The following is a 26,808-nucleotide window of genomic DNA, read 5'->3' as shown; positions in this document are numbered from 1 at the left end:
CTTGGGGAATTCGATGCGCAACACATTGGCGACGCTGTGGGTGGGAGACAGGCTGGGCCCGATCGAGCTGGCCTCGGCCGCCAGTTTTCTGCGCATGGGCAATCCGCTGACGGTTTACAGCTATACGCCGATTGCGAACCTGCCTGCCGGGGTGGAGGGCCGCGACGCGAACGAGGTTTATCCGGCGCGCCAGATCGCCACCTATGCCCGCGAAGGCTCGCCGTCGCTGCATTCGAATTTCTTCCGCTTTGCGCTGATGCGGAACACCGATCACACATGGGTCGATCTGGACATGATCGCGTTGCAGCCCTTCGCGTTCGAGGGCGGGCGGATTTACGGTTATGAAAAGCCCGATCAGGTCAATTGCGCCGTGCTGCGGCTGCCGAAAGATTCGCCGGTGCTGGCGGATCTGTCGAAGCTGGGGCCGGGCACGCGCGGGATCGCGCCGCATATTCAGGGCGCGCGGCGGCTGAAATACCAGATCAAGACGCTGGGGCGCGGGGTGCCGATTGAAAACTGGCCATGGGGTTCGACCGGCCCGCGCGCGTTGACGGCGTTCCTGCGCAAGCATGATGAGCTGCGCTATGCCCTGCCGTTGGAGGTGCTGTATCCGGTCCTGACCAAGGATTGCCGCCGTTTCGTGACGCCGGGCGATCTGCCGGATGATAGCTTCGGGCCGGACACGCGGGCGGTGCATCTGACGGCCAGCAATATCAACAAGATCCTTGCGAAAGAGAATGGCGGCGAGATCCCCGAGGACAGTTTTTTGGGGCATCACGTGGCGCAGGCGCGGGCTGCGGGGTTTTTGTGAGGGGAGGGTTTGAGCCCATTTTGAACGGTGCAGCAGTACGTGTGAGAGGCGGCTTTGCGACTTAAATTGCAAAAGGATGAAAAGCACTGTTCAATTTCACATCAACTCCAAACCTGCCAAGAGCATTTGAAATCGCTTCAAACTTATAGCTTTCTATCCTGCCATCGACTTGAAAATCATCCAATTCTGTGGCGGCGAACGGTACGAAAACATTCGGTGGACAATCTTCAATCTTTGGAGGTCGTGCTGGATGGTCCAAACCTGCCATTGGGTGCGCTTCGTATTCGTCTTTGGTTCGGCCGTCTCGGCGCTGTAACTGAAGAACAAAGCGAACTTCTTGCTCATGTTGATAGCGAATATCTTTCAGCAAAGGACCGCTCAACAGAGGTTCACTGAAGACACTTGCTTTAATTTGTCCATCAGCTTGCAGCCATTTTTCTCCTATATCTTCAATTTCGGGGCCGCCATTCTTGAGAAACCACTTTTCCTTTTCTTTGTTATATTCTAATAGCTGCCTTCTGATTTTCGAGTAAGCCTGTTCGAAGTCAATGTATTTGACCGGACCAACTGCCGGCGGAAGAAAAAGGTCAGTTTGATCGTTCGGCTGGAGTTTGTAGGCGTGCGCGTATGGCCACGCTTGGAAGTGCGCGAACATTGCTCTGCGAAGATTGCCATACGTAGTTCGAACTTGAATGGCGTCCCTTGTCGGTGAGTATAGTGACCAAACTGCGATATTCTGCGGAACGCGCGTCCAGCAAGTCATGTAATGATGGGATTGCGCACTTCGAAACTCGCGTTGTGACTGATCTAGATGTTCAGCGTCAAATGGCGGAGACATTGATCGAGCTATACGAAAGTAGATTCCAAAAAGTTCATTGGGATCTTCCATTCTGCAAACTTGCGACAAACGGATCGAATTGGTGCTAAGAGTGTTGATTAGATCGAAGATGTTATAGATCCGAAATATCGGCGTGTCGTCGGCGAGTTCATTCATTGGATGTCCCCTTTTGGAAAGCACTCTATCGCCCCGCATTTCATTATGGGTGTGTCCATGTGAGGCCATTCGGCATTAGGCCATTGCCACTAAGATTGTAAAAGCGGGCATCCGCCCAAATGCAGATGACGTACGCTTCGTCCCGCAACACGGTCTCCGTAAAAAGAAGAAGGCCGCGCCATTCCGCGCGGCCTTTCCGTATATCACCCGTGCTTCGGATCTTTCGCAAAGCGCAGATAGGGCAGCTTCTTGTCCAGCTTGCCGTATTTCGCCTCGGCCGCTGCGTCGTCCAGTGCAAGCGCCACGATCACGTCCTGACCGGGCACCCAGTTGGCGGGCGTGGCCAGGGGCGCGCCGTCGGTTTGCTGCACGGCGTCGAGGGCGCGGATGATCTCGGCGAAGTTGCGGCCGACGGACATGGGATAGGTCATGGTCAGGCGGACCTTCTTGTCCGGGCCGATGATGAAGACGGTGCGCACGGTCGCCGAATGGGCGGGGGTGCGGCCCTCGGTCGGCAGGTAGAACTCGGCCGGCAGCATGTCATAGGCCTTGGCCACGTTCAGCGCGGTGTCGTCGATGATCGCGAAGTTGGCGGGGACGCCGGCGACGGTTTCGATGTCGCGCTTCCATTTGCCGTGATCCTCGACCGAATCGACGGACACGCCCAGAACCTTGGTCCCGCGCTTTTCGAATTCCGGCACCAGTTGCGCCACGGCGCCGAATTCGGTGGTGCAGACCGGGGTGAAGTCGCGCGGATGCGAAAACAGGATGGCATAGCTGTCGCCGATCCAGTCGTGGAAGCTGATCGCGCCTTCGGTCGATTGGGCGGTGAAGTCGGGGGCTATGTCATTGATGCGCAGGCTCATCTCTGCTCCTCTGGGTTATTCGGCGGCGCAGCATAGCCCGCTGAGACAAAGTTCCAAGGCCAATTCCGGCGCGGCTGTGCTTGCGTGCGGCTGAGGTAAATGCGACCATTCGGTCAATGAATAGGAGGGTCCCATGACCGAGCTTCTGGACAAGCGCAAATTCTACATCGACGGCAATTGGATCGCGCCCGCTGCGGCCCATGATCTGGAGGTGATCGACCCCTCGACCGAGGAGGCGGTGGCGGTCATTTCGCTGGGCGGTCAGGCCGATACCGATGCCGCAGTTGCGGCGGCCAAGCGTGCATTCCCGACCTGGTCGGCGACGCCCCCGGCCGAGCGGCTGGCCCATGTCGAAAAGATCCTGGAGATCTATCAGCGCCGCGCGCCAGACATGGCCTGGGCCATCACCCATGAGATGGGCGCGCCCAGCGACATGTCGGCCGCCGATCAGGTGGAGGCGGGCACCTATCACACCAAGAACTTCATCCGCGCCTTCCGTGACTTCCAGTTCGTGCGCCCGCTGGGCGATCACGCCCCCGGCACCATGATCTCGTGGGAGCCGATCGGCGTTGTGGGGCTGATCACGCCCTGGAACTGGCCGATGAACCAGGTGACGCTGAAGGTGATCCCGGCGCTGCTGGCGGGCGATACGATGGTACTGAAGCCGTCGGAAATCGCGCCGCTGTCGTCGATGGTCTTCGCCGAGATCGTGGATGAGGCCGGGCTGCCGCCGGGTGTCTTCAACCTGGTGAATGGCGATGGCGAAGGCGTGGGCACACAGCTGACGGTTCACCCCGATGTCGAGATGATCAGCTTTACCGGCTCGACCCGCGCCGGCATCGCGATTTCGCGCGCGGCGGCGGACGGGCTGAAAAAGGTGGCACTGGAGCTGGGCGGCAAGGGGGCGAATCTGGTCTTTGCCGATGCAGACGAAAAGGCGGTGGTGCGCGGGGCGCGGCATGTCTTTTATAACTCGGGTCAAAGCTGCAACGCGCCGACCCGGATGCTGGTGCAGCGCGAGATTTATGATCGGGCCGTCGAAACCGCCAAGGAAGTGGCCGAAAAGACCGCCGTTGCCAGTGCGCATGAGCCCGGCCGCCATATCGGCCCGGTGGTCTCGAAGCGGCAATGGGACCAGATCCAGGGCCTGATCGAAAAGGGCATCGCCGAGGGCGCGCGCCTTGTTGCCGGCGGCCCCGGCCTGCCGGAAGGCTTCAATCGCGGCTATTTCGTGCGGCCTACGGTTTTTGCCGACGTGACAAATGACATGACCATCGCCCAGACAGAGATCTTCGGCCCGGTCCTGTCGATCATCCCCTTCGAGGATGAGGAAGACGCGATCCGCATCGCCAATGATACCGCTTACGGGCTGACCAACTATGTCCAAAGCCAGGACGGCGACCGCCGCAACCGGCTGGCGCGTAGGCTGCGGTCCGGCATGGTGGAAATGAACGGCGAAAGCCGTGGCCCCGGCGCGTTCTTTGGTGGCATCGGCCGGTCGGGCCGGGCGCGTGAAGGCGGCGTCTGGGGGATCGAGGAATTCATGGATTCCAAGGCCATCAGCGGCTGGGACAGCAAGGCCTGATCGAGGGGCCATACAGATCGGGGCCGTCCATGCGAATGGGCGGTCCTTTTTGATTGGTGCCTGCGAAGGCGGCGAATCGCAGAGCAGTATCGCCGGAGCCGGACCCGAAGAACGGGCCGGCGGCGGCCATGAAAATCCGGTCATGCTGGTCGCCCGTGACTGCTCGGTCCTGGTTCCGCATCCGGTTGTGGTCGCGAAATCAGCAGGTTGCGCGGGAGCGTCCGAATAGCCGAGGATATTAGTCAACTATTTGTTTTGATTGAATAAATTCTTGACGAGGGCGGCAGGCACAACTATATCTACGGGCAAGGCCACCGAGGACGCCACCTGAACGGCAGCGACCCACGGCAGCAGTTATCTCGCAGCAAGGCAGCCACCAGTCGGTAGCAACCCAGCACACGATTGAAAGAGGGATGGCTGGCGCCGTCCCTTTTTTGTTTTTGTCGTTCAGATGGCCAGACCGGCGTCAGCTCCAGTCGACCTCGGCCAGGAAGATATAGCCTGCGCCGTAGATGGTCTTGATAAGCTGCGGGTTCTTCGGATCCTCGCCCAGCTTGCCCCGCAGCCGAGAGATGCGCACATCCATTGCCCGGTCGAAGCTTTCGCCGCCCGCACCGCCCAGTGTTTCCAGCATCTGCCCGCGCGAGATCAGCCGGCGCGGATTGTCCAGAAACATGCGCAGCACCTCGGCCTCGGCATGGCTCAGCGGGGTTTCGCTGCCATCGGGTGCGGCCAGCAGATAGCGGTCGAAATCGGCGCGCCAGCCGGCGAAGGCGGCGCGGCTGCGCTGACCGGGGCGCGCGGTCTGGGGGCGGCGCAGGCGGGCGCGCAGGCGGGCGACCAATTCGCCGGGCTCGAAGGGTTTGATGATATAGTCGTCTGCCCCCAGCTCTAGCCCGGTGATGCGGTCCTGAACCTGCGTGCGGCCGGAAACGATGATGATGGCCGCGCCGGATTCGGTTGCCAGCCGGTGCACCAGCGCCAGCCCGTCGCGGTCGGGCAGGCCCAGATCGACCAGGCAGGCGTCGGGGGTGATCCGGCGCAGCGCTGCCTCGAATTCGGTGGCGCGGGCGAAGCCCATGGTGCGGAAGCCGGCGGCTTCCAGCGTGTCGGACATGATCCGGCGGATGTCGGGTTCGTCTTCAAGGATGGCGATCAGGGGGGCGTCAGTCATCCAGCACCTGCGATATGGCTTGGCTGAGAGTAGCGCTGTCGAATGGTTTGGTCAGCACCGGGCACGGGGCGATGTCGCGCAAGGGATCGCTTGGCGGCAAGGCGGTCATCAGCAGCAGGGGCGGGCGGCCCGCGCCCGCCAAGGCGTGGCCCAGCCCGTCCCCCAGCTGCATGTCAGACAGGATCAGCGTCAGGCCGGGCAGGTCGGTCAGGCCCTGTGCCTCGGCAAGTGAGCCCGCCTCGATCACCGAATGGCCCATGGCGGTCAGCATCCGGCGCAGCATCTCGCGCAGGCTGTCGTCGTCTTCGACCAGCAGGATCATCTGGGGGCTGACCGGACGCAGCGGCAGACGCAACCGTACCCAGGCGCCGGATGCGCCCGCGCGGTTGGCCAGATGCAGCGTCCCCCCCGCCAGTCGCGCCTGATCGAAGACCATCGACAGGCCCAGGCCAGAGCCCTGGCCGGGCTTGGTGGAAAAGAATGGCTCGGTCGCGCGGGTCAGCGCCTCGGCGGTGAAGCCGGGGCCGGTATCGGTCAGCTCGACCTCGACCCAAGGGTGATGCGCGCGGGCAGAAAGGGCGATCGTTCCGCCGGCCGGTCCCATGGCATCGCGGGCGTTCAGGATCAGGTTCAGCAGGCTGTCCTGCACATGGCCCGGATCCAGCAGCAGGGGCGCATCTGGCAGATCGGTGACCAGATCCAGCACCACCCGGTCGCCAAGGCTGGGCCGCACCATATCGCAAAGGTCGCGCAGTAATCCGTCCAGCCGCACCGGTTGGCGCGCCGTGCCCAAGGGCGCGGCGATCTGGCCGATCCGTTCCAGTAGTTGCACCCCGCGCCGGGCCGCGGCCAGCGTGGCGTGCACGTCAGCCTGCGCCGTCGCGGACAGATCGGCATGGGTAAGCCGGTCCTGAAGGCCGAGGATGATGGTCAGCAGATTGCCGAAATCATGCGCCAGACCCGAGGTGATCTTGGCCGCCAGTTCCCGGCGCGAGGCATGGGTCAGCGCCTCGCGGACCTCGACCTCGGCGGTGACATCGGTCGACAGCACGAAGACGCCATTGCCGCCCCGGTCCGGGGTCAGCGCGATGCGGATGCGGCGGCCGGATTCGGAATGTGTGATCTCGAACACCTGCTGCCGGCCGGACAGCGCCTGATCCATATGCGGGCGGATCGCCGCATAGGTGGCGGGTCCAAGCGCCTGTTCCGCCGTCAGCCCGACGATATCGGGGCGGGTGCCGGGGAAGACCTGCGGCATTTGCCGGTTGGAAAAGACATATCGCCCCTCGCGGTCGAGATGGGCGATATGGGCGGGCACCATTTCGGTGACCTGCCGGGTCCGGGCCTGGGTTTCGGTGACGACGCGCTTGGCCTCTTGCAGGGCAGAGATCATCGCCGCCAGTTCGCGGTTGGCCGCCGACAGCTGTTCGGCATGGTCCAGCACCTGCGAGGAAAGTTCCTCGGACCGGGCGCGCAGCATCGCCTCGTGCCGCTTGGTTTCGGTGATGTCGGTATAGACGGTGACCCAGCCGCCCTGCGACAGGGGCGCGCCCTCGACCGCGACCCAGCGGCCATCGGGGCGTTCGCGTTCCATGTAATGCGGCTGGAAGGCGCGGGCCTGCTGGACGCGCAGGCGCACGGCCTCGTCGGGGTCGTCCTGGGGGCCGTATTCGCCGCGCACCACCAGATAGCGGATGGTGTCTTCGAAGAAGGTGCCCGGACGGGTCAGGTTGTCGGGCAGGTCGAACATCGCCTGATATTGCCGGTTCGACACCGCCAGCCGCAGGTCGGCATCGAAGATCGACAGCGCCTGGCCGATCAGGTTCAGCCCCGACTGCATCAGCGCGGCCCGTGAATCACTGGCGATCATGCAAAACCCTTCCCTTGTCCGATGGTTAGCACCCGAAAAGGGCTTCGCATAGCGTGTAACAATTCGTTAGGTTTTCGTAAAATTGCGGAAATGATCGCCGGGAAATCTGTGCAGGCCGGGCAGTGGACAGAAGAACCGCGCCCGGTGGACCGGCCCGCCGCCATTCGGACCGGAGAGGGAGGAAACATGGCCCAACTACGCGCCCCTGACGGGGCCGATCCGCAATCCATTCCGGCGCTGCTGGCGCGTAACGTGGACCGTCTGGGTCCGCGCCCCGCCTACCGCGAGAAGGAATTCGGGATCTGGCAAAGCTGGACCTGGGCGCAGGCCGCTGACGAGATCCGGGCGCTGGCGCTGGGGATGCTGAACCTTGGGCTGCGGCCCGGCGATCATGTCGCGGTGATCGGGCGCAACCGTCCGGCCCATTACTGGGCGATGATCGCCACGCAGATGTGCGGCGCGGTGCCGGTGCCCCTGTATCAGGACGCCGTCGCCGAAGAGATGGCCTATGTTCTGGGCCATTGCGGCGCCCGTTTCGTCGTCTGCGGCGATCAGGAACAGGTCGACAAGGTGCTGGAGGTGCAGGCCATGTCCGACGCGCCGCGCAACGTCGAACAGATCATCTATACCGACAAGCGCGGGATGCGGAAATACGACCATGCCCGCATGAATGCGCTGGCCGATGTGCAGGCCGAGGGCCGGGCATCGGGGCAGCGTCTGGGCCCGGAACTGGATGCGCGGATCGCCGCGCTGGATTACGACAGCACCTGTGTGATGCTGTATACTTCTGGCACCACGGGCAAGCCCAAGGGCGTGGTTCTGTCGAACCGCAACATCATCGAGACGGCAAAGAACACCAGCGATTTCGACAAGCTGACTTACCGCGACGAGGTGCTGGCCTATCTGCCGATGGCCTGGGTGGGCGATTTCATCTTTTCGATGGGGCAGGCGACCTGGACCGGCTTTACCGTGAACTGCCCCGAAAGCGCGGCCACCATGATGACCGACCTGCGCGAGATCGGGCCGACCTATTTCTTCGCCCCGCCGCGCGTGTTTGAAGGTCAGCTGACCAATGTGATGATCCGCATGGAGGATGCCGGCCGCTTCAAGCGCTGGTTGTTCAAGCATTACATGGCCGTCGCCAACCGGGTCGGGCCGTCCTTGCTGGATGGCAAGCCCGTCGGCTTCGGCGACCGCATCGCCTATGGCCTTGGCAACCTGCTGATCTATGGCCCGCTGAAGGACGCGCTGGGTTACGGGCGCATCCGCGTCGGCTATACCGCGGGCGAGGCGATCGGGCCGGAAATCTTCGATTTCTACCGCAGTCTGGGCATCAACCTGAAACAGCTTTACGGCCAGACCGAGGCATCCGTCTTCATCACCCAGCAGCCCGATGGCGGCGTGCGGTCCGACACGGTGGGCGTGCCCTCGCCCGGCGTTGAACTGAAGATCGCCGATACCGGCGAGGTCTTCTATCGCGGGCCCGGCACTTTCGTCGAATATTACAACAATCCGGAAAGCACGGCCTCGACCAAGGACGCCGAGGGCTGGGTAGCCACGGGCGATGCGGGCTTTATCGAGGAAGAAACCGGCCAGCTGCGCATCATCGACCGCGCCAAGGATGTGGGCAAGATGGCCGATGGCACCATGTTCGCGCCCAAATATGTCGAGAACAAGCTGAAGTTCTATCCCAACATTCTTGAGGCCGTGGTGCTGGGCAATGGCCGCGATTTCTGCACCGCGATGATCAATATCGACCTGAACGCGGTCGGAAACTGGGCCGAGCGCAACAACATCGCCTATGCCAGCTATCAGGAACTGGCGGGCCATCCGCAGGTCTATGCGACCATCAAGGAACATGTGGAAACGGTGAACCGATCCGTCGCGCAGGATCCGATGCTGTCGGGCTGCCAGATCCACCGCTTCCTTGTCCTGCACAAGGAACTGGACCCCGACGACGGCGAAATGACCCGCACCCGCAAGGTCCGCCGCGCCGTCATCAGCGAGAAATTCGCCGATCTGGTCGCCGCACTCTATGACGGGTCGGACAGCGTCTATACCGAAACCGAGGTCACCTATGAAGACGGCCGCAAGGGTGTCATCAAGGCCACGTTGAAGATCGAGGACGTGCCGGTCTTTGGCGAGGCACCCATGGAGAAGGTGGCAGCGGAATGAACAGACCCGTCATCACCTACAAGCCCAGCTATGTCACCGGCGCGCTGATCGCGCTGGCGGGGCTGCTGCTGGCCTGGCTGGTGCCCGACTTCGTGCCGCCGACCGTCGCGCATCTGCTGGCTGGCGCGATTACAGGCGGTTTCGGCGTGGCAGCCGCCAGCCGCCTTTGGCCCGGCCTGCCGCTTGGCCAGATGATCCAATATGGCCCCGCCGTCGCCGTCTATGGCGCATTGGTCGGCTGGCTCGCGGGGAATTAGGATGCTTGACGAAACCGAAGGCTACACCACCGCAGACGGCCGCCAGATCGGCCCCGTGGTCATGGACCTGCGCAACATCACCCTGCGCTTCGGCGGGGTCGAGGCGATCAAGAATATCAGCTTTGACATTCGCCAGGGCGAGATCCGCGCGATCATCGGGCCGAACGGGGCTGGCAAATCGTCAATGCTGAACGTGATTTCGGGCTTTTACGTCCCGCAGGAAGGCGAGGTCTGGTTCAAGGGCTATCGTCGCGGGCCGATGAAACCCTATGAGGTCGCCCGTCTGGGCATCGCCCGCACCTTCCAGAACATCGCACTGTTCGACGGCATGTCGGTGCTGGACAACATCATGACCGGGCGGTTGAACAAGGTGAAATCCGGCTTCTTCTCGCAAGCGCTGTGGTGGGGCCGGGCCGAGGCCGAAGAGATCGCCAACCGCGAACAGGTCGAAAAGATCATCGACTTTCTGGAAATCCAGAACATCCGCAAGACGCCGGTGGGCCGTCTGCCCTATGGGCTGAAAAAGCGGGTGGAACTGGCCCGCGCACTGGCGGCGGAACCCCAGCTTCTGCTGCTGGACGAGCCCATGGCCGGCATGAACGTCGAGGAGAAAGAGGACATGAGCCGCTTCATCCTCGACGTGAATGACGAATTCGGCACCACAATCGCGCTGATCGAACATGACATGGGCGTGGTCATGGACCTGTCGGACCGTGTGGTGGTGATGGATTACGGCCGCAAGATCGGCGACGGCACCCCTTCCGAGGTGCGCAGCAATCAGGAAGTCATCGACGCCTATCTGGGGGTGTCCCATGACTGACCGGGCGAAAGGAAAACGCTGATGGACCAGCTTCTTTACGGCAGCGAAGTTCTGATCAACGGGCTGATGACGGGCGTGATGTATTCGCTTGTCGCGCTTGGTTTCGTGCTGATCTACAAGGCCTCGGGCGTGTTCAACTATGCGCAGGGCGTGATGGCGCTGTTCGCGGCGCTGACGCTGGTGGGCATCATGGAAGGGCAGGTGCCCTTCGCCCACCTGATCAACGCCATGTTCGGCACCCATGTCGAAAGCTTCGGCTGGAACGTGCCCGCGCTGCTGGCGATCCTGCTGACCGCTGGGGTGATGGTCCTGCTGGCCATCCTGATCGAAAAGCTGGTCCTGCAACACCTCGTCGGGCAGGAACCGATCATCCTGTTCATGGCCACCATCGGGCTTGCCTATTTCCTGGAAGGGCTGGGCGATGTGATGTGGGGCGCCGATGTGAAAACGCTCGACGTGGGGCTGCCGCAGGGCATCAGCGAAAGCATCGAACAGGCGACCAATGACTGGTTCGGCTATGGCTTCTTCATCGACCGGCTGGACATCTGGGCCACGATCATCGCGGCCATCCTTGTCGCGGCGCTGGTGGCGTTTTCGCAATATACCAAGCAGGGCCGGGCCATGCGCGCGGTTGCTGACGACCATCAGGCGGCGTTGTCGGTAGGTATCTCGCTGCAGTTCATCTGGATCATGGTCTGGTCCATCGCGGGCTTTGTGGCGCTGGTTGCGGGCATCATGTGGGGCACCAAATCGGGCGTGCAGTTCAGCCTGTCGCTGATCGCGCTGAAGGCGCTGCCGGTGCTGATGCTGGGCGGCTTCACCTCGATCCCCGGCGCGATTGTCGGCGGGCTGATCATCGGCGTGGGCGAAAAGCTGTTCGAATTCATCATGTCCAGCCCGGATCTGGCTGGCAGCTGGTTCGGCTTCACCATCAGCGCGACGGAAAACTGGTTCGCCTATGTGCTGGCGCTGATGTTCCTGGTCTTCCGCCCGCAAGGCCTGTTCGGCGAACGCATCATCGAGAGGGTATAGGCATGACCCATCGCGCAAGACTGGGATGCATCGTAATTGACTGCAAGGCCGAACATGTGGCCGAGGCCGCCCGCTTCTGGGGTGTCGCCCTTGGTGGTGAGGTCAGGATCGACGAGGATGGAAAATACGCCGAAATCCTGGATCAAGGTGATCTGAAGGTGCTGGTGCAGGCGGTAGACCACGATGCGCGCGTGCATATCGACCTCGAAGCCGACGACAAGGACGCCGAGGTCGCCCGGCTGAAGTCCCTTGGCGGCAAGGTTGTCAACCGCGTCAAACGCTGGATCGTGATGGAGGCCCCGACCGGCCACCGCTTCTGCGTGGTCGACCCGCAGGGACCCGCCTTCGAGGCGAACGCGAGAGAGGTCGAGTGATGGCTAATCGGCGAGTCAGCCTGCCTCCGGCGGGGATATTTGGGCCAGAGCGAAAGCCGGAACGCGCGTTCATTCTGGCAGAAATATCCTCCGGGGGCGCGGGGGTGGAAAACCCCCGCCGCGGCAGCAGATAAGAGAGGGACAGCATGTTTTACCGTGAGGCCGGCGATTTCAAGACCAGCTACCGCGACGACGGGCAGACCTTCCCGATCAAGCTGGACCGGATTGGTTATTACGCCATTCTGGCGATTGCGGTTCTGGTTATACCCTTCGTCATCAATGACTATTGGGCAAGCGCGGTGCTGCTGCCTTTCCTGATCTATGCGATTGCGTCCATCGGGTTGAATATCCTTGTCGGCTATGCCGGGCAGGTCAGTCTGGGGACGGGCGGTTTCATGGCGGTGGGGGCCTTTGCGGTCTATAAGCTGATGACCGCCTTCCCTGAAATCAGCGTTGTCATCCATATCCTGCTGGCGGGTGGGATCACCGCGCTGGTGGGGATCGCCTTTGGCCTGCCCAGCCTGCGGATCAAGGGGTTCTATCTGGCGGTCGCCACGCTGGCGGCGCAGTTCTTCCTTGTCTGGCTGTTCAACAAGGTGCCGTGGTTTTACAACTATTCCGCCTCGGGCCAGATCAACTCGCCGGAACGCACAGTGCTGGGCTGGGCCGTGACCGGGCCCGCCGCCTCGCCTTCCGCAAAATACCTGATCTGTCTGGCTTTCGTCTTCATGGCCGCCTGGGTCGCGCGGAACCTGACGCGGGGCATGGTCGGGCGCAAATGGATGGCGATCCGCGACATGGACATCGCGGCCGAAATCATCGGCGTGAACCCCCTGACCGCCAAGCTGACCGCATTCGGGGTCAGTTCCTTCTTCATCGGCATCGCCGGCGCGCTTCTGTTCGCTGTCTATCTGGGCGCGGCCGAAGTGACCGAGGCTTTCGGGATCAACAAGTCCTTCCTGGTGCTGTTCATGGTCATCATCGGGGGCCTCGGGTCCATCTTCGGCAGCTTTGCCGGCGCGGCCTTTCTGGTGCTTTTGCCTGTGTTCCTGAAGAACCTGCTGGTCGGCACGCTTGGCTGGCCCACAGACCTTGCCGCCCATATCGAGTTGATGATCGTGGGCGCGCTGATCATCTTCTTCCTGATCGTCGAACCGCACGGGCTGGCCCGACTGTGGCGGCTGGTGAAGGAAAAATTGCGGCTGTGGCCGTTCCCGCATTAACAAACAGAACCGGGCAAACCGGCGCGTCAAACCTTGGGAGGAGACCAAGAATGAAACTGAAACTTGCCGCACTGGCCGCCGCCGCCGTCATGGCCGCAGCCCCCGCCATGGCCGATCTGGTGGTGCCGAACCTCAGCTATCGGACCGGGCCTTATGGCGCGAATGGCACCCAATATGCCGATGGCTTCAACGACTATTTCACGCTGCTGAACGAACGCGATGGCGGGATCGGTGGTGAGAAGATCCAGGTCCCGGAATGCGAGACGGCCTATAACACCGAAAAGGGCGTCGAATGCTATGAATCGACCAAGGCCGATGCGCTTGTCTTCAACCCGCTGTCGACCGGCATCACCTATCAGCTGATCCCGAAGGTCGCCGTTGACAAGAAGGTGCTGTACACGCCGGGTTACGGGCGTACCTCGGCCAAGGATGGCACGGTGTTCGAATGGGTGTTCAACGCGCCCGCGAACTATTGGGACGGGGCCTCGGTCGCCATCAAGTATCTGCTGGACGAAAACGGCGGCAGCCTTGAGGGCAAGAAGATCGCGCTTGTCTATCACAACTCTGCCTATGGAAAGGAACCGATCCGCACCCTGCAGGAACTGGGCAAGAAGCACGGTTTCACCCTGACCGAGATCCCGGTCGAGGCACCGGGTCAGGAACAGAAATCGCAATGGCTGCAGATCCGCCGCGACAAGCCGGATTATGTGCTGATGTGGGGCTGGGGCGTGATGAACCAGGTCGCCATTCAGGAAGCCGCCAACATCCGTTTCCCGATGGAGAATTTCATCGGCATCTGGTGGGCCGGGTCCGAGCTGGACGTGATGCCTGCGGGCGACGGCGCCAATGGCTATAAATCCATGACCTTCAACGGCGTCGGCATGGATTATCCGCTGTATGATGACCTGAAGACGCATGTCATCGACACCGGCAAGGCGTCGCAGGGCGGCGAGCATGTCGGCTCGGCCGTGTATTCGCGCGGCATGTATGCCGCCGTCGTGATTGCCGAGGCGATCAAGAAGGCGCAGGAACTGGCGGGCACCTCGGCGATCACGCCCGAACAGCTGCGCGACGGGTTTGAACAGCTGGACATCACCCCCGAACGTCTGGCGGAAATCGGCCTGCCCGATTTCGGGCCAGAGGTCAAAATGTCCTGCGCCAACCATGGCGGCAGCGGCATGTCGCGTGTCCAGCAATGGGACGCGGCGGCGAAGAAGTGGAACCTGATCACCGAATTCACCGCCCCCGATGCCGAGGTGCTGGATCCGCTGATCGCCGCAGACTCGGCCGCCTATGCGCAGGAAAGTGGCATCACGCCGCGCACCTGCGAGTGAACTTGTTGGCCGGCGCCCTGACGGGCGCCGGTTCATCGATCCCCGCAATGCTCACACCAACTGCGGGGTGAACGACCCGGCGACGCAGCCCCGTGTCGCCGGGAACCCGATCCGAGGAAGGCGCCATGCTCGATACCCAACCTACCGGCGAGACGCTGCTGGACGTCAACAATATCGAGGTGATCTATAACCACGTCATTCTGGTGCTGAAGGGCGTCAGCCTGTCGGTGCCGAAGGGCAGCATCACCGCTATTCTGGGCGGCAACGGTGCGGGCAAGACCACCACGCTGAAGGCGATTTCAAACCTGCTTGCATCCGAACGGGGCGAGGTGACAAAGGGCAGCATCACCTATCGCGGCGACCGCGTGGCCGACCTGAACCCGGCCGCACTGGTCAAGCGCGGCGTCATTCAGGTGATGGAGGGACGCCACTGTTTCGAACACCTGACGGTCGAGGAAAACCTGCTGACCGGCGCCTATACCCGCAAGGACGGGGCGGCGGCGATCCGCGACGATCTGGAGATGGTCTATAACTATTTCCCGCGGCTACGCGAGCGGCGCAAGTCGCAGGCGGGCTATACCTCGGGCGGGGAACAGCAGATGGTGGCCATGGGCCGCGCGTTGATGTCGCGCCCGGAAATGATCCTGCTGGACGAGCCTTCAATGGGTCTGGCCCCGCAGCTGGTCGAGCAGATCTTTGAAATCGTCAAGGCGGTGAACGAAGGCGAAGGCGTGACCTTCCTGCTGGCCGAACAGAACACCAATGTGGCGCTGCGCTATGCCCATTACGGCTATATCCTGGAAAATGGCCGCGTGGTCATGGATGGTGCGGCCGATGCCCTGCGCGAAAACCCCGATGTGAAGGAATTCTATCTGGGCATGTCCGACGAGGGCCGCAAAAGCTTCCGCGACGTGCGGTCCTATCGCCGCCGCAAGCGCTGGCTGGCCTAAGGCGGACAGGCGGAATTTCAAGTTAAGGAACAGTTCATGGGCGGTTATTTCGACGATCTGGAAACACGCAGCGATGACGAGCGCGCCGAGTGGCTGGCCGAGGCGCTGCCGGCGGCGCTTGGCCGCGCGAAGACCGCCCCCACGCTGGCGCGGCTGCTGCGCGATGTGGACCCGGCTGACGTCCGCGACCGTGCGGCGCTGGCTGCTCTGCCGGTGATCCGCAAATCCGAGATGATCGAGGCGCAGAAGAAGAACCCGCCCTTCGGCGGCTATGCCACCCGGCTGGCGGCAGAGTTTGACCATATCTTTCAGTCGCCCGGCCCAATCTATGAACCCGGCCGGCGCGAGGGCGATTGGTGGCGGCTTGGCCGGTTCCTGTTCGCCTGCGGGGTACGGCGCGGCGACATCGTGCAGAACTGCTTTGCCTATCACATGACGCCTGCGGGGATGATGTTCGACAGTGCCGCCCGCGCCGTCGACGCCGCCGTGCTGCCTGCGGGCACCGGCCAGACCGACCTGCAGGTGCGGGCCGCGGCCGATATTGGATCGACGGTCTACGCTGGCACGCCGGATTTTCTGAAAGTGATCCTCGACCGCGCGGATGAGTTGGGTGAAAAGCTGTCCTTCACCCGCGCCGCGGTGGCGGGGGGCGCGCTGTTTCCGTCGCTGCGGCAGCACTATGCGGATCGCGGCATTACGACGCTGCAATGCTATGCCACGGCCGATCTGGGCAATATCGCCTACGAATCCGAGGCGGCGGAAGGCATGATCGTCGACGAAGGCGTGATCGTCGAAATCGTCCGCCCCGGCACCGGCGACCCGGTCCCCGAAGGCGAGGTGGGCGAGGTGATCGTGACCACGCTGAACCCCGACTATCCGCTGGTCCGCTTTGCCACCGGGGATCTTTCGGCGGTGCTGCCGGGCGCCTCGCCATGCGGGCGCACGAATATGCGCATCAAGGGCTGGATGGGGCGCGCGGATCAGACCACCAAGATCAAGGGCATGTTCGTCCGCCCCGAACAGGTCGCGGCCTTTGTTGCCCGCCATCCCGAAATCACCCGCGCCCGCGTGATCGCGGATCGCGAGGGCGAGATGGACGCCATGACCGTCCAGGTCGAAAGCCCCCGCGCCGCCGATGCGGAATATGCCGCCTCGGTCGCCGAGGCGCTGAAACTGCGCGGCCGGATTGAAATCCTCAGCCCCGGCAGCCTGCCGAATGACGGGCTGGTGATCGAGGATCGGCGCAAATACGACTGACTTGCCGAGGGGCGGGGCGCGCTGCATGATCCCATCATGTCACACCCGCCCTTGCACGACCCTGACCGCTATCCGCGCCTGCAGCTGCGTCTGTATCTTGGCCCAGATGTCTGGATCGGGCCGGGCAAGGCGGACCTGCTGGAACTGATCGGCCAGACCGGATCCATATCCGAGGCGGGGCGGCGCATGGGGATGAGCTATAAGCGTGCCTGGTCGCTGGTCGATGGATTGAACCGCAGCTTCGCGGCGCCGCTGGTCAGCAGCGAACGCGGCGGAGCGGGCGGCGGCGGCGCGGCATTGACGCCGCAGGGGCACGAGGTTCTGACCCGCTTTCGCCGAATCGAGGCAGCGGCCCATGATGCTGCCAGCGCGGATATGACCGCAATTCAGGCGCTGCATGCGGCGAAGCGCGGCCGGTAATCGGTGCTCCGCCCGCGGCGGACCTGGAATTTCGCACAACTCAAAGAGGTGTGGCCCAGTTGCACGGCTTTCCGGTGAAAAAAAGTTACAACCAGGAATTGCTTTTTGTTAACCCGTGAATTACACGGTGCAGGACTGCTGACCCGGCCTTGAAAAAAGGCACCGTCCCGGCAGGACGGTACCTTTCAATGCAGTTCGTCGGTCGTCGACCAATGAAAAAAACTACTTGCTAACAGGCTTTCCCTGATAGGTTTTCTCGCCGACGCGGATCACAATGTCCCCGCATTCGGTCTGCCTTTCAAAGACGCCCTGGACCGAGATATAGCTGCCAATGGTGATTGTGCGAATCATATCTGTCCCCTTCTTCTGAACCTTCTTTATCCCCCGGAAACTCAGCTAAGTGGTTAACAAAGCAGAGCGGACATGACTGTTCAGAACAGTTTCCCCGACGCCTGTGCCTAATTTGTCACAGCCACGACTGAATTATCGGGGTCAAGGGAACATCCGCTGGCGGCATCTCGTAACTGCGCAGGTCCTTGGCGCGCACCCAGGCCAGTTTCTGGCCTTCGCGCGGCTGCACGATGCCCTTCCAGCGCCGGCAAACGAACAGCGGCATCAGCAGGTGAAAGTCGTCATAGCTGTGGCTGGCAAAGGTCAGCGGCGCCAGGCAAGAGGTATGTGTGTCGATCCCCAGCTCCTCGTGCAGCTCGCGGACCAATGCCGTCTCGGGCGTCTCTCCCGGCTCGACCTTGCCACCGGGAAACTCCCACAGGCCGGCCATCGACTTGCCCTCGGGACGCTGCGCCAGCAGCACCCGGCCATCGGCATCGACAAGCGCGACCGCCGTCACCAGAACCATCTTCATCCCGGCATCCTTCTTCATTCTGGTAAAAATATCCCGCGGGGGTTTTCGGGGGGCGCGCAGCCCCCCGGCCCGGCATCACGACCGGTAATCGGCGTTGATGTCGATATAGCGATGGGTCAGGTCGCAGGTCCAGACCGTGCAGTCCGCGCGGCCCAATCCCAGATCGACACCCAGAACCAGATGATCGCCCTTCATATAGGCGCTGGCGGCGGCCTCGTCATAGCCCGGCGCGCGCCAGCCGTTTTCGGCCACGACCAGATCACCGAAGCGGATGGTCAGCCGGTCCCGATCGGCCTTTGCACCGGATTTGCCGACCGCCATGACGACGCGCCCCCAATTCGCGTCCTCGCCGGCGATGGCGGTCTTGACCAGCGGCGAATTGGCGATGGCCATGGCGACCTTGCGGGCGTCGGCCGGGCTTTCGCTGCCCGTCACCCGCACCTCGACGAACTTGGTCGCGCCTTCACCGTCCTTGACCACCTGCTGGGCCAGATCCAGCATCACGCCACGCAGCGCGGTCGCGAATGCTCTTGCGGATTTCGACCGCATGTCCTCCAGCGGCGCGGCGCGCGATTTGCCTGTCGCCGCCAGTATCAACGCGTCAGAGGTCGAGGTGTCGCTGTCGACGGTAATGGCGTTAAAGGTGTCGTCCACATGCTTTGACAGCAGCTGTTGCAGGTTCGGGGCCGAGATCTTCGCATCGGTGAAGATATAGACCAGCATCGTCGCCATATCCGGCGCGATCATGCCCGAACCCTTGGCGATCCCGGCAATGTGGATCGCGCCGCCATCGCCCTGAATGGTCGCGGCGGCGCCCTTGGCGAAGGTGTCGGTGGTCATGATGGCGCGGGCGGCCGCGCCCGCACCGCCGGGATCCAGACGGCCGGCCATGTCGCCGATCACCGCGGTGATGCGCGCCGCCGGCAGCGGCTCTCCGATGACCCCGGTCGAGGATGAAAACACCCGGCTCGCCGGCATTCCCAACGCCTCGGCCACGGCGCCGGTCACCCGGTCCACGGCTTCCTGCCCGTTCTTGCCGGTAAAGGCGTTGGCATTGCCCGAATTCACGATGATCGCCGCGCCCTGTGTCACGTCCTGCGTGCCCGCAAGTTTGGCCTGACAATCCAGAATGCTTGCCGCGCGGGTGGATGACCGCGTGAACACGCCCGCCACCGTGGTTCCCGGCGCCATCCGCGCCAGCATCACATCGGTCCGGCCCTGATATTTCACCCCTGCCGCAGCCGAGGCGAATTCGACGCCTTCGATCACCGGCAATTCGGGGAAAGACGCGGGCGCCAGCGGCGAAACCGGCGCCGCCGCCTTGGCCGTGGGGGCGGGCGCGGCGGCCTTCAGCGCCTTTTTCGCGGCCTTTTCAGCCTTTTCGGCCTTGGATTTCTTCGACTTTTTCTTGTCGTCCTTGGCCATCACTCGGTTCCTACACCCAGAACGTCCTGCTCCAACACGGCCGGATCCAGCCCCTCGGTCTTTTCGACCTTGGCCTCAGCGGTGACCTTTTCGATCTCTGCCTCGACCTTTTCGCGGCGGATCTGCTGGATCAGCGCGTCGCGGATATCGGCAAGCGCCGGCGGTTCCTGAACGCGGCTGTCGTTCATCTTGATGACGTGAAAGCCGAATTGCGACTTGACCGGTTCGGCAGAGGTCGCGCCTTTTTCCATGCTGGCCACCGCATCGCCGAACTCTTTGACCATGCGGTCGGTGGTGAACCAGCCCAGATCGCCGCCGTTCAGCCCAGAGCCCGTATCGACCGAGCGTTCCTCGGCCAGCTTGGCGAAATCGCCACCTTTGCCGAGTTCCTCGATCACCGCCTTGGCGGCTTCCTCGGTCTCCAGCAGGATGTGGTCGGCGTCATATTCGGTGACCGGCTTGTCAGCCGGGAAGGCCTTTTCATAGGCGGCCTGAATCTCGTCATCCGTGGGCTCGAACTCGGCCAGCCGTTCCAGCGCCGCACCGGCCAGATAGGCGCGGCGGTCGATTGCCAGCGCCGCCGTGTCGCGCGCCGTGATCGAGGCCTCGCCGACTTCGGCCATCGCCGCCTGGCGGATCATCTGGTCCAGCATCAGGTCCCACAGCTCGGGCGCGGGCATGCCGGCCATCTCGGGCGGCAGCCCGATCTTCATCGCGGCCATCTGGCCCAGGGTGATTTCGGTGTCGTTTACCTTGGCGACGACGGTATCGGCATCCTGCGCCAGGGCGGGCAGGGTAAGCGCGGAAAGCATCAGGGCGGTCAGGATCGGGCGTGCGAACATGGTTTTTCCTTGAAGAAACGCCCCGCCGCAGCCAGCGGAATTAGGGGCAAGCGTTGACACTTGAGGGACGCGGGCCTACATCCGGCGCAACCGAAAAGGCGCGCCCGCGTCGTTTTTTCACCTGCACTGATACGGCAGGACGGACGGTCCGGGCAAGGGGCCGTGCCCCAGCCTTTCCCGCAACACGATGGCCGGAGTGATAATGCTGGGTCTTGGCAGTTTGGCGAAGAAGGTCTTTGGGACGCCCAATGACCGCAAGGTAAAATCGGTCCGCTCTCTGGTGGCCAAGGTCAATGCGCTGGAAGCAGAGGCGCAGGCCCGTTCTGACGAAGAATTGATCGCGAAAACCCACGATCTGCAGGCCCGCGCGCAAGCGGGCGAGGATCTGGACGGCCTGCTGCCCGAAGCCTTCGCCAACTGCCGCGAGGGTGCGCGCCGCGCCCTTGGCCTGCGCGCATTTGACACGCAGCTGATGGGCGGGATCTTCCTGCATCAGGGCAATATCGCCGAGATGAAGACGGGCGAGGGCAAGACCCTTGTGGCCACCTTCCCAGCCTATCTGAATGCGCTGGCGGGCAAGGGTGTCCATGTCGTCACCGTCAACGACTATCTGGCGAAACGCGACGCCGAATGGATGGGCAAGGTTTTCGCCCAGCTGGGCATGACCACTGGCGTCGTCTACCCCTATCAGCCCGATGCCGAAAAGCGCGCCGCCTATCAGGCCGACGTGACCTATGCGACGAATAACGAACTGGGCTTCGACTATCTGCGCGACAACATGAAGGGCAGCGTCGAGGAAATGGTTCAGCGTGAACATTTCTTTGCCATCGTGGACGAGGTCGACAGTATCCTTGTCGACGAGGCGCGCACGCCGCTGATCATCTCGGGCCCCTCGCAGGACCGGTCCGAGCTGTATGTGACGCTGAACCAGTTCATCCCGCAGTTGACGGACGAAGATTTCAAGCTGGACGAAAAGAGCCGCAACGCCACCTTCACCGAGGAAGGCAACGAGAAGATGGAGCAGCTGCTTTCTCAGGCAGGCATCCTGCCCGGGGGGCAGACGCTCTATGACCCGGAATCGACGACCATCGTTCACCACGCCAACCAGGCATTGCGCGCCCATAAGCTGTTCATGCGGGACCAGAATTACATGGTTCAGAACGGCGAGGTCGTGCTGATCGACGAATTCACCGGCCGCGCGATGAAGGGCCGCCGTCTTTCGGACGGGCTGCATCAGGCGATCGAGGCCAAGGAGGGCGTGGCGATCCAGCCGGAAAACGTGACGCTGGCCAGCGTGACCTTCCAGAACTATTTCCGCCTCTATGACAAGCTGGGCGGCATGACCGGCACCGCCGCCACCGAGGCCGAAGAATTCGCCGATATCTACAAGCTCGGCGTGGTCGAGGTTCCGACCAACAAGCCCATCGCGCGCGTCGATGAACATGACCGCGTCTATCGCACGGGGGCAGAGAAATACGCAGCGGTCATCGAGGCCATTCAGGAAGCCCATGCCAAGGGCCAGCCGACGCTTGTGGGCACCACCAGCGTCGAGAAATCCGAAATGCTGTCGCAGTTGCTGGACAAGGCCGGGATCAAGCACAACGTCCTGAACGCGCGCCAGCATGAGCAGGAGGCCTATATCGTCGCCGAAGCAGGTAAGCCGGGCGCAGTGACGATTGCGACGAATATGGCCGGTCGCGGCACGGATATTCAGCTTGGCGGCAATGTCGAGATGAAGGTGATGCAGGCCCTCGCCGCCGATCCCGAGGCACATCCCGATGAGCTTCGCGCCAAGATCGAGGCGGAACACGCCGCCGACAAGGAAAAGGTCCTTGCTGCAGGCGGGCTGTTCGTTCTGGCCACCGAGCGCCATGAATCGCGCCGTATCGACAACCAGCTGCGCGGCCGCTCGGGCCGGCAGGGCGATCCGGGGCGGTCCTTGTTCTTCCTGTCGCTGGAAGACGACCTGATGCGGATCTTCGGGTCCGAGCGTCTGGACGCGGTGCTGTCGCGGCTGGGGATGAAGGAAGGCGAGGCCATCGTTCACCCCTGGGTCAACAAATCGCTGGAACGCGCCCAGGCCAAGGTCGAAGGCCGCAACTTCGACATCCGCAAGCAATTGCTGAAATTCGACGACGTGATGAACGATCAGCGCAAGGCGATCTTCAGCCAGCGCCGCGAGATCATGGACAGCGCCGAGGTCGACGAGGTCGCCCGCGACATGCGCCATCAGGTCATCGACGATCTGGTCGACGAATACATGCCGCCCCGCGCCTATGCCGAACAATGGGATGGCGAGGGCCTTGCCAAGGCCGCAGTCGAGCGGCTGAACATGAACCTGCCGATCACCGAGTGGGCGGCAGAGGAAGGCGTCGACCAGGAGGTGATCCGCGAACGCATCACCGAGGCGACCGATACCTATATGGCCGAGAAGGAAGCGGGCTTCGGTCCCGACACCATGCGCCAGATCGAAAAGCAGGTGCTGCTGCAGGCCATCGACCAGAAATGGCGCGATCACCTGCTGACGCTGGAACATCTGCGCTCGGTCGTGGGCTTCCGTGGCTATGCGCAGCGCGACCCGCTGTCGGAATACAAGACCGAAGGCTTCCAGCTGTTTGAAAACATGCTGGACGGCCTGCGCAGCGACGTGACCCAGCAGCTGGCGCGGATCCGGCCGCTGACCGACGCCGAACGCGAGCAGATGATGCGCCAGTATCAGGATCAGCAGGCGCAGCAACAGCAGCAGATGGTGCCTGAGCACGAGGAAGCCGAAGGCGGTGATGTCTCTGCTCGCGCGCCGGGCTTTGACGAGACCGACCCCGCGACCTGGGGCAACCCTTCGCGCAACGACCCCTGCCCATGCGGCTCGGGCGACAAGTTCAAGCATTGCCACGGCCGCTTGGCCTGACTTGCCGGCCATACGGGGGGCTTTGCGCCCCCCGAACCCCCCGCAGGATATTTATCCCAGAATGAAGGCGGATCCTTTCATTCTGGGATAAATATCCCGGGGTCCGGGGCAGCGCCCCGGTCAGCCCATCGGCAAATCCTTTCGCATCACCACCGCGTCGATACCGGCCGCGTAATAATTGCGGCGACGTCCCGCATTTTGCCAATTCGCACTGGCATACAAGGCCCGCGCGGCGGAGTTGTCGCTGGCGACCTCAAGAAATGCGGTTGAGGCCATCCGCGCCACCGCCGCGTCTTCGAAGGCCTGCAACAGGCGGGAGCCAAGACCACGCCGGCGCGAGTGGGGTGACACGGCAAGGGTCAGCAGTTCTGCCTCGTCCAGCACCGTGCGGCCGAGGATGAAGCCCGCCCCTTGGGTCAACAGGAAATTCGCGGGATCGCGCAGCAGGCTGGCGAACTCGGCGGCGCTCCATGGGCGGGGAAGGGTGAAGCTGGCGGCGTGGATACGGGCGAGCGTTTCGGGCGTCATGGCAGGATGGTCGGGCCGCGGTCGCGGGCGGGGGCGGCATCGGCCGGGCGCAGATAGATCGGGGCCGGGCGCGGTTGCGTGGTGCCAGCGCGGGCGCGGGCCAGCCGTGCGATGCCCTCGGCGATTGCGACGCCCGGCGTGGCTACGGGTGGGCCGGGGGGCAGGTTGTCCAGCGGGTCCTGCCGGGGCTGGCTGGGCGTGTCGGTGAAATCCTGCCAGATGGCCGTGTCACGCTTGCCGGGGATGACGATCCGGCAGGGGCGGGGCAGGCCGAAGGCGAGCGCCTCGGCCGCGCCGATGCCGATGGCGGGGATATTCAGCGCCAGCGACAGCCCGCGGGCGGCGGCGACGGCGATGCGGATGCCGGTGAAATTGCCGGGGCCGGTGCCGACACCGATCAGCGACAGGTCGGGCCAATTTGTGCTGGTCTCGGCCAATATTTCCTCGATCAGGGGCATCAGGCGCTCGGCCTGGCCCTTGGCCATGTCTTCGTGCCGGGCCGCGATCAGCACATCGCCCGACAGCAAAGCGGCCGCGCAATGCGCGGCCGATGTGTCGAAGCCGAGCGTCAGGGCCTCAGGCAATGGGGCGGACCTCGGTCACTTCGGGGATGTAATGGCGCAGCAGGTTCTCGATCCCCATTTTAAGGGTCATGGTCGAGGACGGGCACCCGGCGCAGGCGCCCTGCATGTGCAGATAGACCACACCACGGTCGAAGCCGTGGAAAGTGATGTCGCCGCCGTCCTGCGCCACAGCGGGGCGGACGCGGGTATCCAGCAATTCCTTGATCTGGGTAACGATGGCCTCATCTTCACCGGAATGTTCGGCATGTCCGGCAACGTCGACCGAACCCTGCATGACCGGCGCGCCCGATTGGTAATGTTCCATGATCGCGCCGAGGACGGCAGGCTTGATATGGTCCCATTGCGTCGTGTCGGCCTTGGTCACCGTCACGAAATCGGATCCCAGGAATACGCCGGTCACCCCATTCACCGCGAAGATGCGCGCGGCCAGCGGGGATGCGGCTGCGGCCTCGGCCTCGGTGAAATCGGCGGTGCCCCGGTCCAGAACGGTCTGGCCGGGCAGGAATTTCAAGGTGGCGGGGTTCGGCGTGGTTTCGGTCTGGATGAACATGGGGGCGCTCCTTTGCCTGTTCATATGGGCTGCACCCGTCTTTCGGTCAAGCCGCGAAGGGCGTCAGGCTGCGGGTTTTGCCAAGGCTGCGCGGCTGTGACGCGGTTGTTTCTGGTCAGGAAATCGCCTCCAGCCGTTCGCGCGACAGGTCGCCCGGGATCAGCGTGATCGCACAGGACAGCGTCGAGAGGTCGCGCAGGATGCGGCTGACGATCGGCCCGGGCCCGCTTTTTCCGGCGGCGGCACCCAGGACGAGAATGCCGATTTCGCTGTCGCTTTCCAGCTGGGCCAGCAGCTGGGTGGTCGGGTCGCCTTCGCGGATGACCAGTTCAGGGTCAATGCCCTGAGAGTCGCGCATCCAGCGGGCGAACAGCTGGAACTGGGTGGTGATTCGGTCCTCGGCCTCCTGACGCATCAGTTCGGCCACGCCGATTCCGTGTTGAATCGCCTCTGGCGGGATAATTGCCAGCACCACCACAACCCCTGATGTACGTGCCGCCCGCATCGCCGCGAAGCGCATTGCGTTCTGGCATTCGGGAGATTCGTCCAAAATAACCAGAAACTTACGCATGAATTGGTCCTTTCGGCAGAAAATCGCGTATGAGTGACGGTTTTGAGCCTATCCGGCAACAGGTGGGAACTGAAGTATCTCCTGCATGTTACAAGACTTAGTCCGATATGCTAACGAAGCGTTAATACGACGAACGATATGCGTATTCGGTGTACGAGACGTTTGAATTCTGCGGGAGCTGGCTTTGACGCTTTACCACGACTGGGAAAATGTCGAACGTCGGCCTGCCGTTGCGGATGCTGAACCTTGGAGCATTCACGGCAAGCGCAATGATAGCAGCCTGTATTGTCGCTATGTGAAGCGCTGGGTCGATGTGGTGCTGGCGGTTGCGATGCTGGTTGTGCTGATCCTGCCCATGGTTGTCGTCGCGGCGCTGCTGCTGATCTCGCAAGGGCGGCCGCTGATCTATCGCGGTCGACGGATGAAGGCGCCGGGACAGCCTTTCTGGCAATATAAATTCCGCACCATGACCTTGCATGACGAAGACGGCGGCGCGACCGGTGCGCACAAGCATTGGCGTATCACCCCGCTGGGCCGCTTTCTGCGCCGCACCCGTCTGGACGAATTGCCGCAGCTGTTCAACATTCTGGCCGGTAACATGAGCTTCGTGGGCCCGCGCCCGCCGCTGCCGGAGTATGTAGACCGCTTTCCGGCGCTGTATTCTACCGTTCTTCAGACCAAGCCCGGCGTCACCGGACTGGCCACGCTGATCTATCACCGGCACGAGGACCGCATCCTTGCCGGTTGCAAGACCGCCGAGCAAACCGACCGCGCCTATTATGCGCGCTGCCTGCCGACCAAATTGCGGATCGAGCTGGTCTATCGCAAAACTGCCTCGCCCTGGCTGGATTTCTGGATCATGTGGAAGACCTTCCTGGCGGTGATCCCCGGCTATGACCGCCCGCGCAAGAAGCGCGGGGGCGAGGTTACTCAGCCGCGGCGGGCGCGGCCTGCCGAACCGGCACCGTCGAAATAGACATCTTCGCGGAACCTTCGCTCAGCTCATTGGCATGGGCGAGATAGATCAGAACCTGGTTCTGTTCGTCATAGATCCGCTTGACCCGCAGCGACTTGAAGATCAGCGACCGGCCTTCGCTGAACACGTCCTCGCCATCGGCACTTTTGGAAATCTCGCCCAAGGTGATCGGCCCGGTCTGGCTGCATTCGATGGCGCTGTTCGAAGGATCCTCGAACCAGTTGCCCTGGCTTAGCCGGTCGATGACCGAACGCGAGAAATAGGCCAGATGGCAGGTCACGCCCTGAACCTTGGGGTCATGGATCGCCTCGATCACGATGTCATTGCCGACCCAGTCGACGCCGACCTCTGCCACCTGTTCGGCGGCGGCGGGGCTGGCGAACAGGGCCAGCAGCGCGAGCATTTTCTTCATTCTTC

27 protein-coding genes are annotated in these 26,808 nt (G+C 62.9%); 14 read left to right on the top strand and 13 right to left on the bottom strand.

What is annotated here, in order from left to right; genetic code table 11:
- The first annotated feature begins 13 nt into the window (after positions 1-13).
- The gene (locus G7044_RS12715; RefSeq protein WP_166329400.1) at positions 14-811 is read left to right on the top strand and encodes a hypothetical protein; all 798 of its coding nucleotides are present in this window, start codon (positions 14-16) and stop codon (positions 809-811) included.
- Between the two features lie 61 nt (positions 812-872).
- Here G7044_RS12715 and G7044_RS12710 read toward each other — a convergent pair whose 3' ends face one another.
- Together G7044_RS12710 and G7044_RS12705 are read right to left on the bottom strand one after the other, a co-directional pair.
- On the bottom strand, positions 873-1,805 hold the full coding sequence (locus G7044_RS12710; protein WP_166329398.1) for a hypothetical protein: 933 nt from the start codon (positions 1,803-1,805) through the stop codon (positions 873-875).
- A gap of 203 nt (positions 1,806-2,008) precedes the next feature.
- A complete protein-coding gene (locus G7044_RS12705; protein WP_166329396.1) occupies positions 2,009-2,671 on the bottom strand; it encodes a peroxiredoxin in 663 nt (220 codons plus the stop codon).
- A 133-nt stretch (positions 2,672-2,804) separates the two neighbouring features.
- Between G7044_RS12705 and G7044_RS12700 the strand changes: the two genes are divergently transcribed.
- Positions 2,805-4,256 carry an aldehyde dehydrogenase family protein gene (locus G7044_RS12700; RefSeq protein ID WP_166329394.1) on the top strand — a complete coding sequence of 484 codons (1,452 nt, stop codon included), beginning with the start codon at positions 2,805-2,807 and terminating at the stop codon, positions 4,254-4,256.
- A gap of 466 nt (positions 4,257-4,722) precedes the next feature.
- Here G7044_RS12700 and G7044_RS12695 read toward each other — a convergent pair whose 3' ends face one another.
- Positions 4,723-5,430, bottom strand: a complete 708-nt coding sequence (locus G7044_RS12695) for a response regulator transcription factor (protein ID WP_166329392.1) — start codon at positions 5,428-5,430, stop codon at positions 4,723-4,725.
- Complete coding sequence (locus G7044_RS12690; protein ID WP_166329390.1) at positions 5,423-7,300, bottom strand: PAS-domain containing protein; 1,878 nt, start codon at positions 7,298-7,300, stop codon at positions 5,423-5,425. The genes G7044_RS12695 and G7044_RS12690 overlap by 8 nt, the downstream gene beginning before the upstream one ends.
- Before the next feature lie 186 nt (positions 7,301-7,486).
- On the opposite strand from G7044_RS12690, the gene G7044_RS12685 reads away from it, so the two are divergent.
- From G7044_RS12685 to G7044_RS12640, 10 genes are all read left to right on the top strand, one after another.
- Complete coding sequence (locus G7044_RS12685) at positions 7,487-9,475, top strand: AMP-binding protein (RefSeq protein WP_166329388.1); 1,989 nt, start codon at positions 7,487-7,489, stop codon at positions 9,473-9,475.
- Complete coding sequence (locus G7044_RS12680) at positions 9,472-9,732, top strand: hypothetical protein (protein WP_166329386.1); 261 nt, start codon at positions 9,472-9,474, stop codon at positions 9,730-9,732. The genes G7044_RS12685 and G7044_RS12680 overlap by 4 nt, the downstream gene beginning before the upstream one ends.
- 1 nt (position 9,733) lies before the next feature.
- On the top strand, positions 9,734-10,552 hold the full coding sequence (locus G7044_RS12675; RefSeq protein WP_166329384.1) for an ABC transporter ATP-binding protein: 819 nt from the start codon (positions 9,734-9,736) through the stop codon (positions 10,550-10,552).
- Positions 10,553-10,573: 21 nt separating this feature from the next.
- The gene (locus G7044_RS12670; RefSeq protein WP_407947403.1) at positions 10,574-11,584 is read left to right on the top strand and encodes a branched-chain amino acid ABC transporter permease; all 1,011 of its coding nucleotides are present in this window, start codon (positions 10,574-10,576) and stop codon (positions 11,582-11,584) included.
- 2 nt (positions 11,585-11,586) lie between these two features.
- A complete protein-coding gene (locus G7044_RS12665) occupies positions 11,587-11,958 on the top strand; it encodes a VOC family protein (RefSeq protein ID WP_166329382.1) in 372 nt (123 codons plus the stop codon).
- Positions 11,959-12,104: 146 nt separating this feature from the next.
- The gene (locus G7044_RS12660; protein ID WP_166329380.1) at positions 12,105-13,181 is read left to right on the top strand and encodes a branched-chain amino acid ABC transporter permease; all 1,077 of its coding nucleotides are present in this window, start codon (positions 12,105-12,107) and stop codon (positions 13,179-13,181) included.
- Between the two features lie 50 nt (positions 13,182-13,231).
- Positions 13,232-14,515 carry an ABC transporter substrate-binding protein gene (locus tag G7044_RS12655; protein WP_166329378.1) on the top strand — a complete coding sequence of 428 codons (1,284 nt, stop codon included), beginning with the start codon at positions 13,232-13,234 and terminating at the stop codon, positions 14,513-14,515.
- 125 nt (positions 14,516-14,640) lie between these two features.
- A complete protein-coding gene (locus G7044_RS12650; RefSeq protein WP_166329376.1) occupies positions 14,641-15,465 on the top strand; it encodes an ABC transporter ATP-binding protein in 825 nt (274 codons plus the stop codon).
- Between the two features lie 36 nt (positions 15,466-15,501).
- The gene (locus G7044_RS12645; RefSeq protein ID WP_166329374.1) at positions 15,502-16,722 is read left to right on the top strand and encodes a phenylacetate--CoA ligase family protein; all 1,221 of its coding nucleotides are present in this window, start codon (positions 15,502-15,504) and stop codon (positions 16,720-16,722) included.
- A gap of 36 nt (positions 16,723-16,758) precedes the next feature.
- Positions 16,759-17,142: a winged helix-turn-helix domain-containing protein gene (locus G7044_RS12640; RefSeq protein WP_166329372.1), complete on the top strand. Its 384-nt coding sequence runs from the start codon at positions 16,759-16,761 to the stop codon at positions 17,140-17,142.
- A gap of 222 nt (positions 17,143-17,364) precedes the next feature.
- Here G7044_RS12640 and G7044_RS18170 read toward each other — a convergent pair whose 3' ends face one another.
- From G7044_RS18170 to G7044_RS12625, 4 genes are all read right to left on the bottom strand, one after another.
- On the bottom strand, positions 17,365-17,493 hold the full coding sequence (locus tag G7044_RS18170; RefSeq protein WP_268935409.1) for a hypothetical protein: 129 nt from the start codon (positions 17,491-17,493) through the stop codon (positions 17,365-17,367).
- A 115-nt stretch (positions 17,494-17,608) separates the two neighbouring features.
- A complete protein-coding gene (gene mutT / locus G7044_RS12635) occupies positions 17,609-18,007 on the bottom strand; it encodes an 8-oxo-dGTP diphosphatase MutT (RefSeq protein ID WP_166329370.1) in 399 nt (132 codons plus the stop codon).
- A gap of 75 nt (positions 18,008-18,082) precedes the next feature.
- Complete coding sequence (argJ, locus tag G7044_RS12630) at positions 18,083-19,432, bottom strand: bifunctional glutamate N-acetyltransferase/amino-acid acetyltransferase ArgJ (protein ID WP_166329368.1); 1,350 nt, start codon at positions 19,430-19,432, stop codon at positions 18,083-18,085.
- Entirely contained in the window at positions 19,432-20,274 is an 843-nt protein-coding gene (locus G7044_RS12625) for a peptidylprolyl isomerase (protein WP_166329366.1), read from the bottom strand. The genes argJ and G7044_RS12625 overlap by 1 nt, the downstream gene beginning before the upstream one ends.
- Before the next feature lie 202 nt (positions 20,275-20,476).
- Between G7044_RS12625 and secA the strand changes: the two genes are divergently transcribed.
- Positions 20,477-23,182 carry a preprotein translocase subunit SecA gene (secA, locus tag G7044_RS12620; RefSeq protein WP_166329464.1) on the top strand — a complete coding sequence of 902 codons (2,706 nt, stop codon included), beginning with the start codon at positions 20,477-20,479 and terminating at the stop codon, positions 23,180-23,182.
- A 120-nt stretch (positions 23,183-23,302) separates the two neighbouring features.
- On the opposite strand, the gene rimI is transcribed toward secA, so the two are convergent.
- From rimI to G7044_RS12600, 4 genes are all read right to left on the bottom strand, one after another.
- Positions 23,303-23,710 carry a ribosomal protein S18-alanine N-acetyltransferase gene (gene rimI, locus G7044_RS12615; RefSeq protein ID WP_166329364.1) on the bottom strand — a complete coding sequence of 136 codons (408 nt, stop codon included), beginning with the start codon at positions 23,708-23,710 and terminating at the stop codon, positions 23,303-23,305.
- Complete coding sequence (gene tsaB, locus G7044_RS12610) at positions 23,707-24,294, bottom strand: tRNA (adenosine(37)-N6)-threonylcarbamoyltransferase complex dimerization subunit type 1 TsaB (RefSeq protein ID WP_166329362.1); 588 nt, start codon at positions 24,292-24,294, stop codon at positions 23,707-23,709. Before tsaB ends, rimI begins: the two co-directional genes overlap by 4 nt.
- On the bottom strand, positions 24,287-24,844 hold the full coding sequence (locus G7044_RS12605) for a NifU family protein (protein WP_166329360.1): 558 nt from the start codon (positions 24,842-24,844) through the stop codon (positions 24,287-24,289). Before G7044_RS12605 ends, tsaB begins: the two co-directional genes overlap by 8 nt.
- A 115-nt stretch (positions 24,845-24,959) precedes the next feature.
- Positions 24,960-25,415 (bottom strand): universal stress protein, encoded by a 456-nt coding sequence (locus tag G7044_RS12600; RefSeq protein ID WP_166329358.1) that lies wholly within the window; start codon positions 25,413-25,415, stop codon positions 24,960-24,962.
- A 184-nt stretch (positions 25,416-25,599) separates the two neighbouring features.
- On the opposite strand from G7044_RS12600, the gene G7044_RS12595 reads away from it, so the two are divergent.
- A complete protein-coding gene (locus G7044_RS12595; RefSeq protein WP_235931288.1) occupies positions 25,600-26,391 on the top strand; it encodes a sugar transferase in 792 nt (263 codons plus the stop codon).
- Here the strand turns inward: G7044_RS12595 and G7044_RS12590 are convergent.
- Positions 26,342-26,803, bottom strand: a complete 462-nt coding sequence (locus G7044_RS12590; RefSeq protein ID WP_166329356.1) for a CreA family protein — start codon at positions 26,801-26,803, stop codon at positions 26,342-26,344. The genes G7044_RS12595 and G7044_RS12590 overlap by 50 nt on opposite strands.
- Positions 26,804-26,808: the final 5 nt, after the last annotated feature.

It is taken from the genome of Paracoccus xiamenensis (assembly GCF_011308835.1).
In the GTDB taxonomy this organism is placed as follows: Bacteria; Pseudomonadota; Alphaproteobacteria; order Rhodobacterales; family Rhodobacteraceae; genus Paracoccus; species Paracoccus xiamenensis.
Note: the sequence above shows the minus strand (reverse complement) of the source record. Positions and strands in the feature narration are given on the sequence as shown.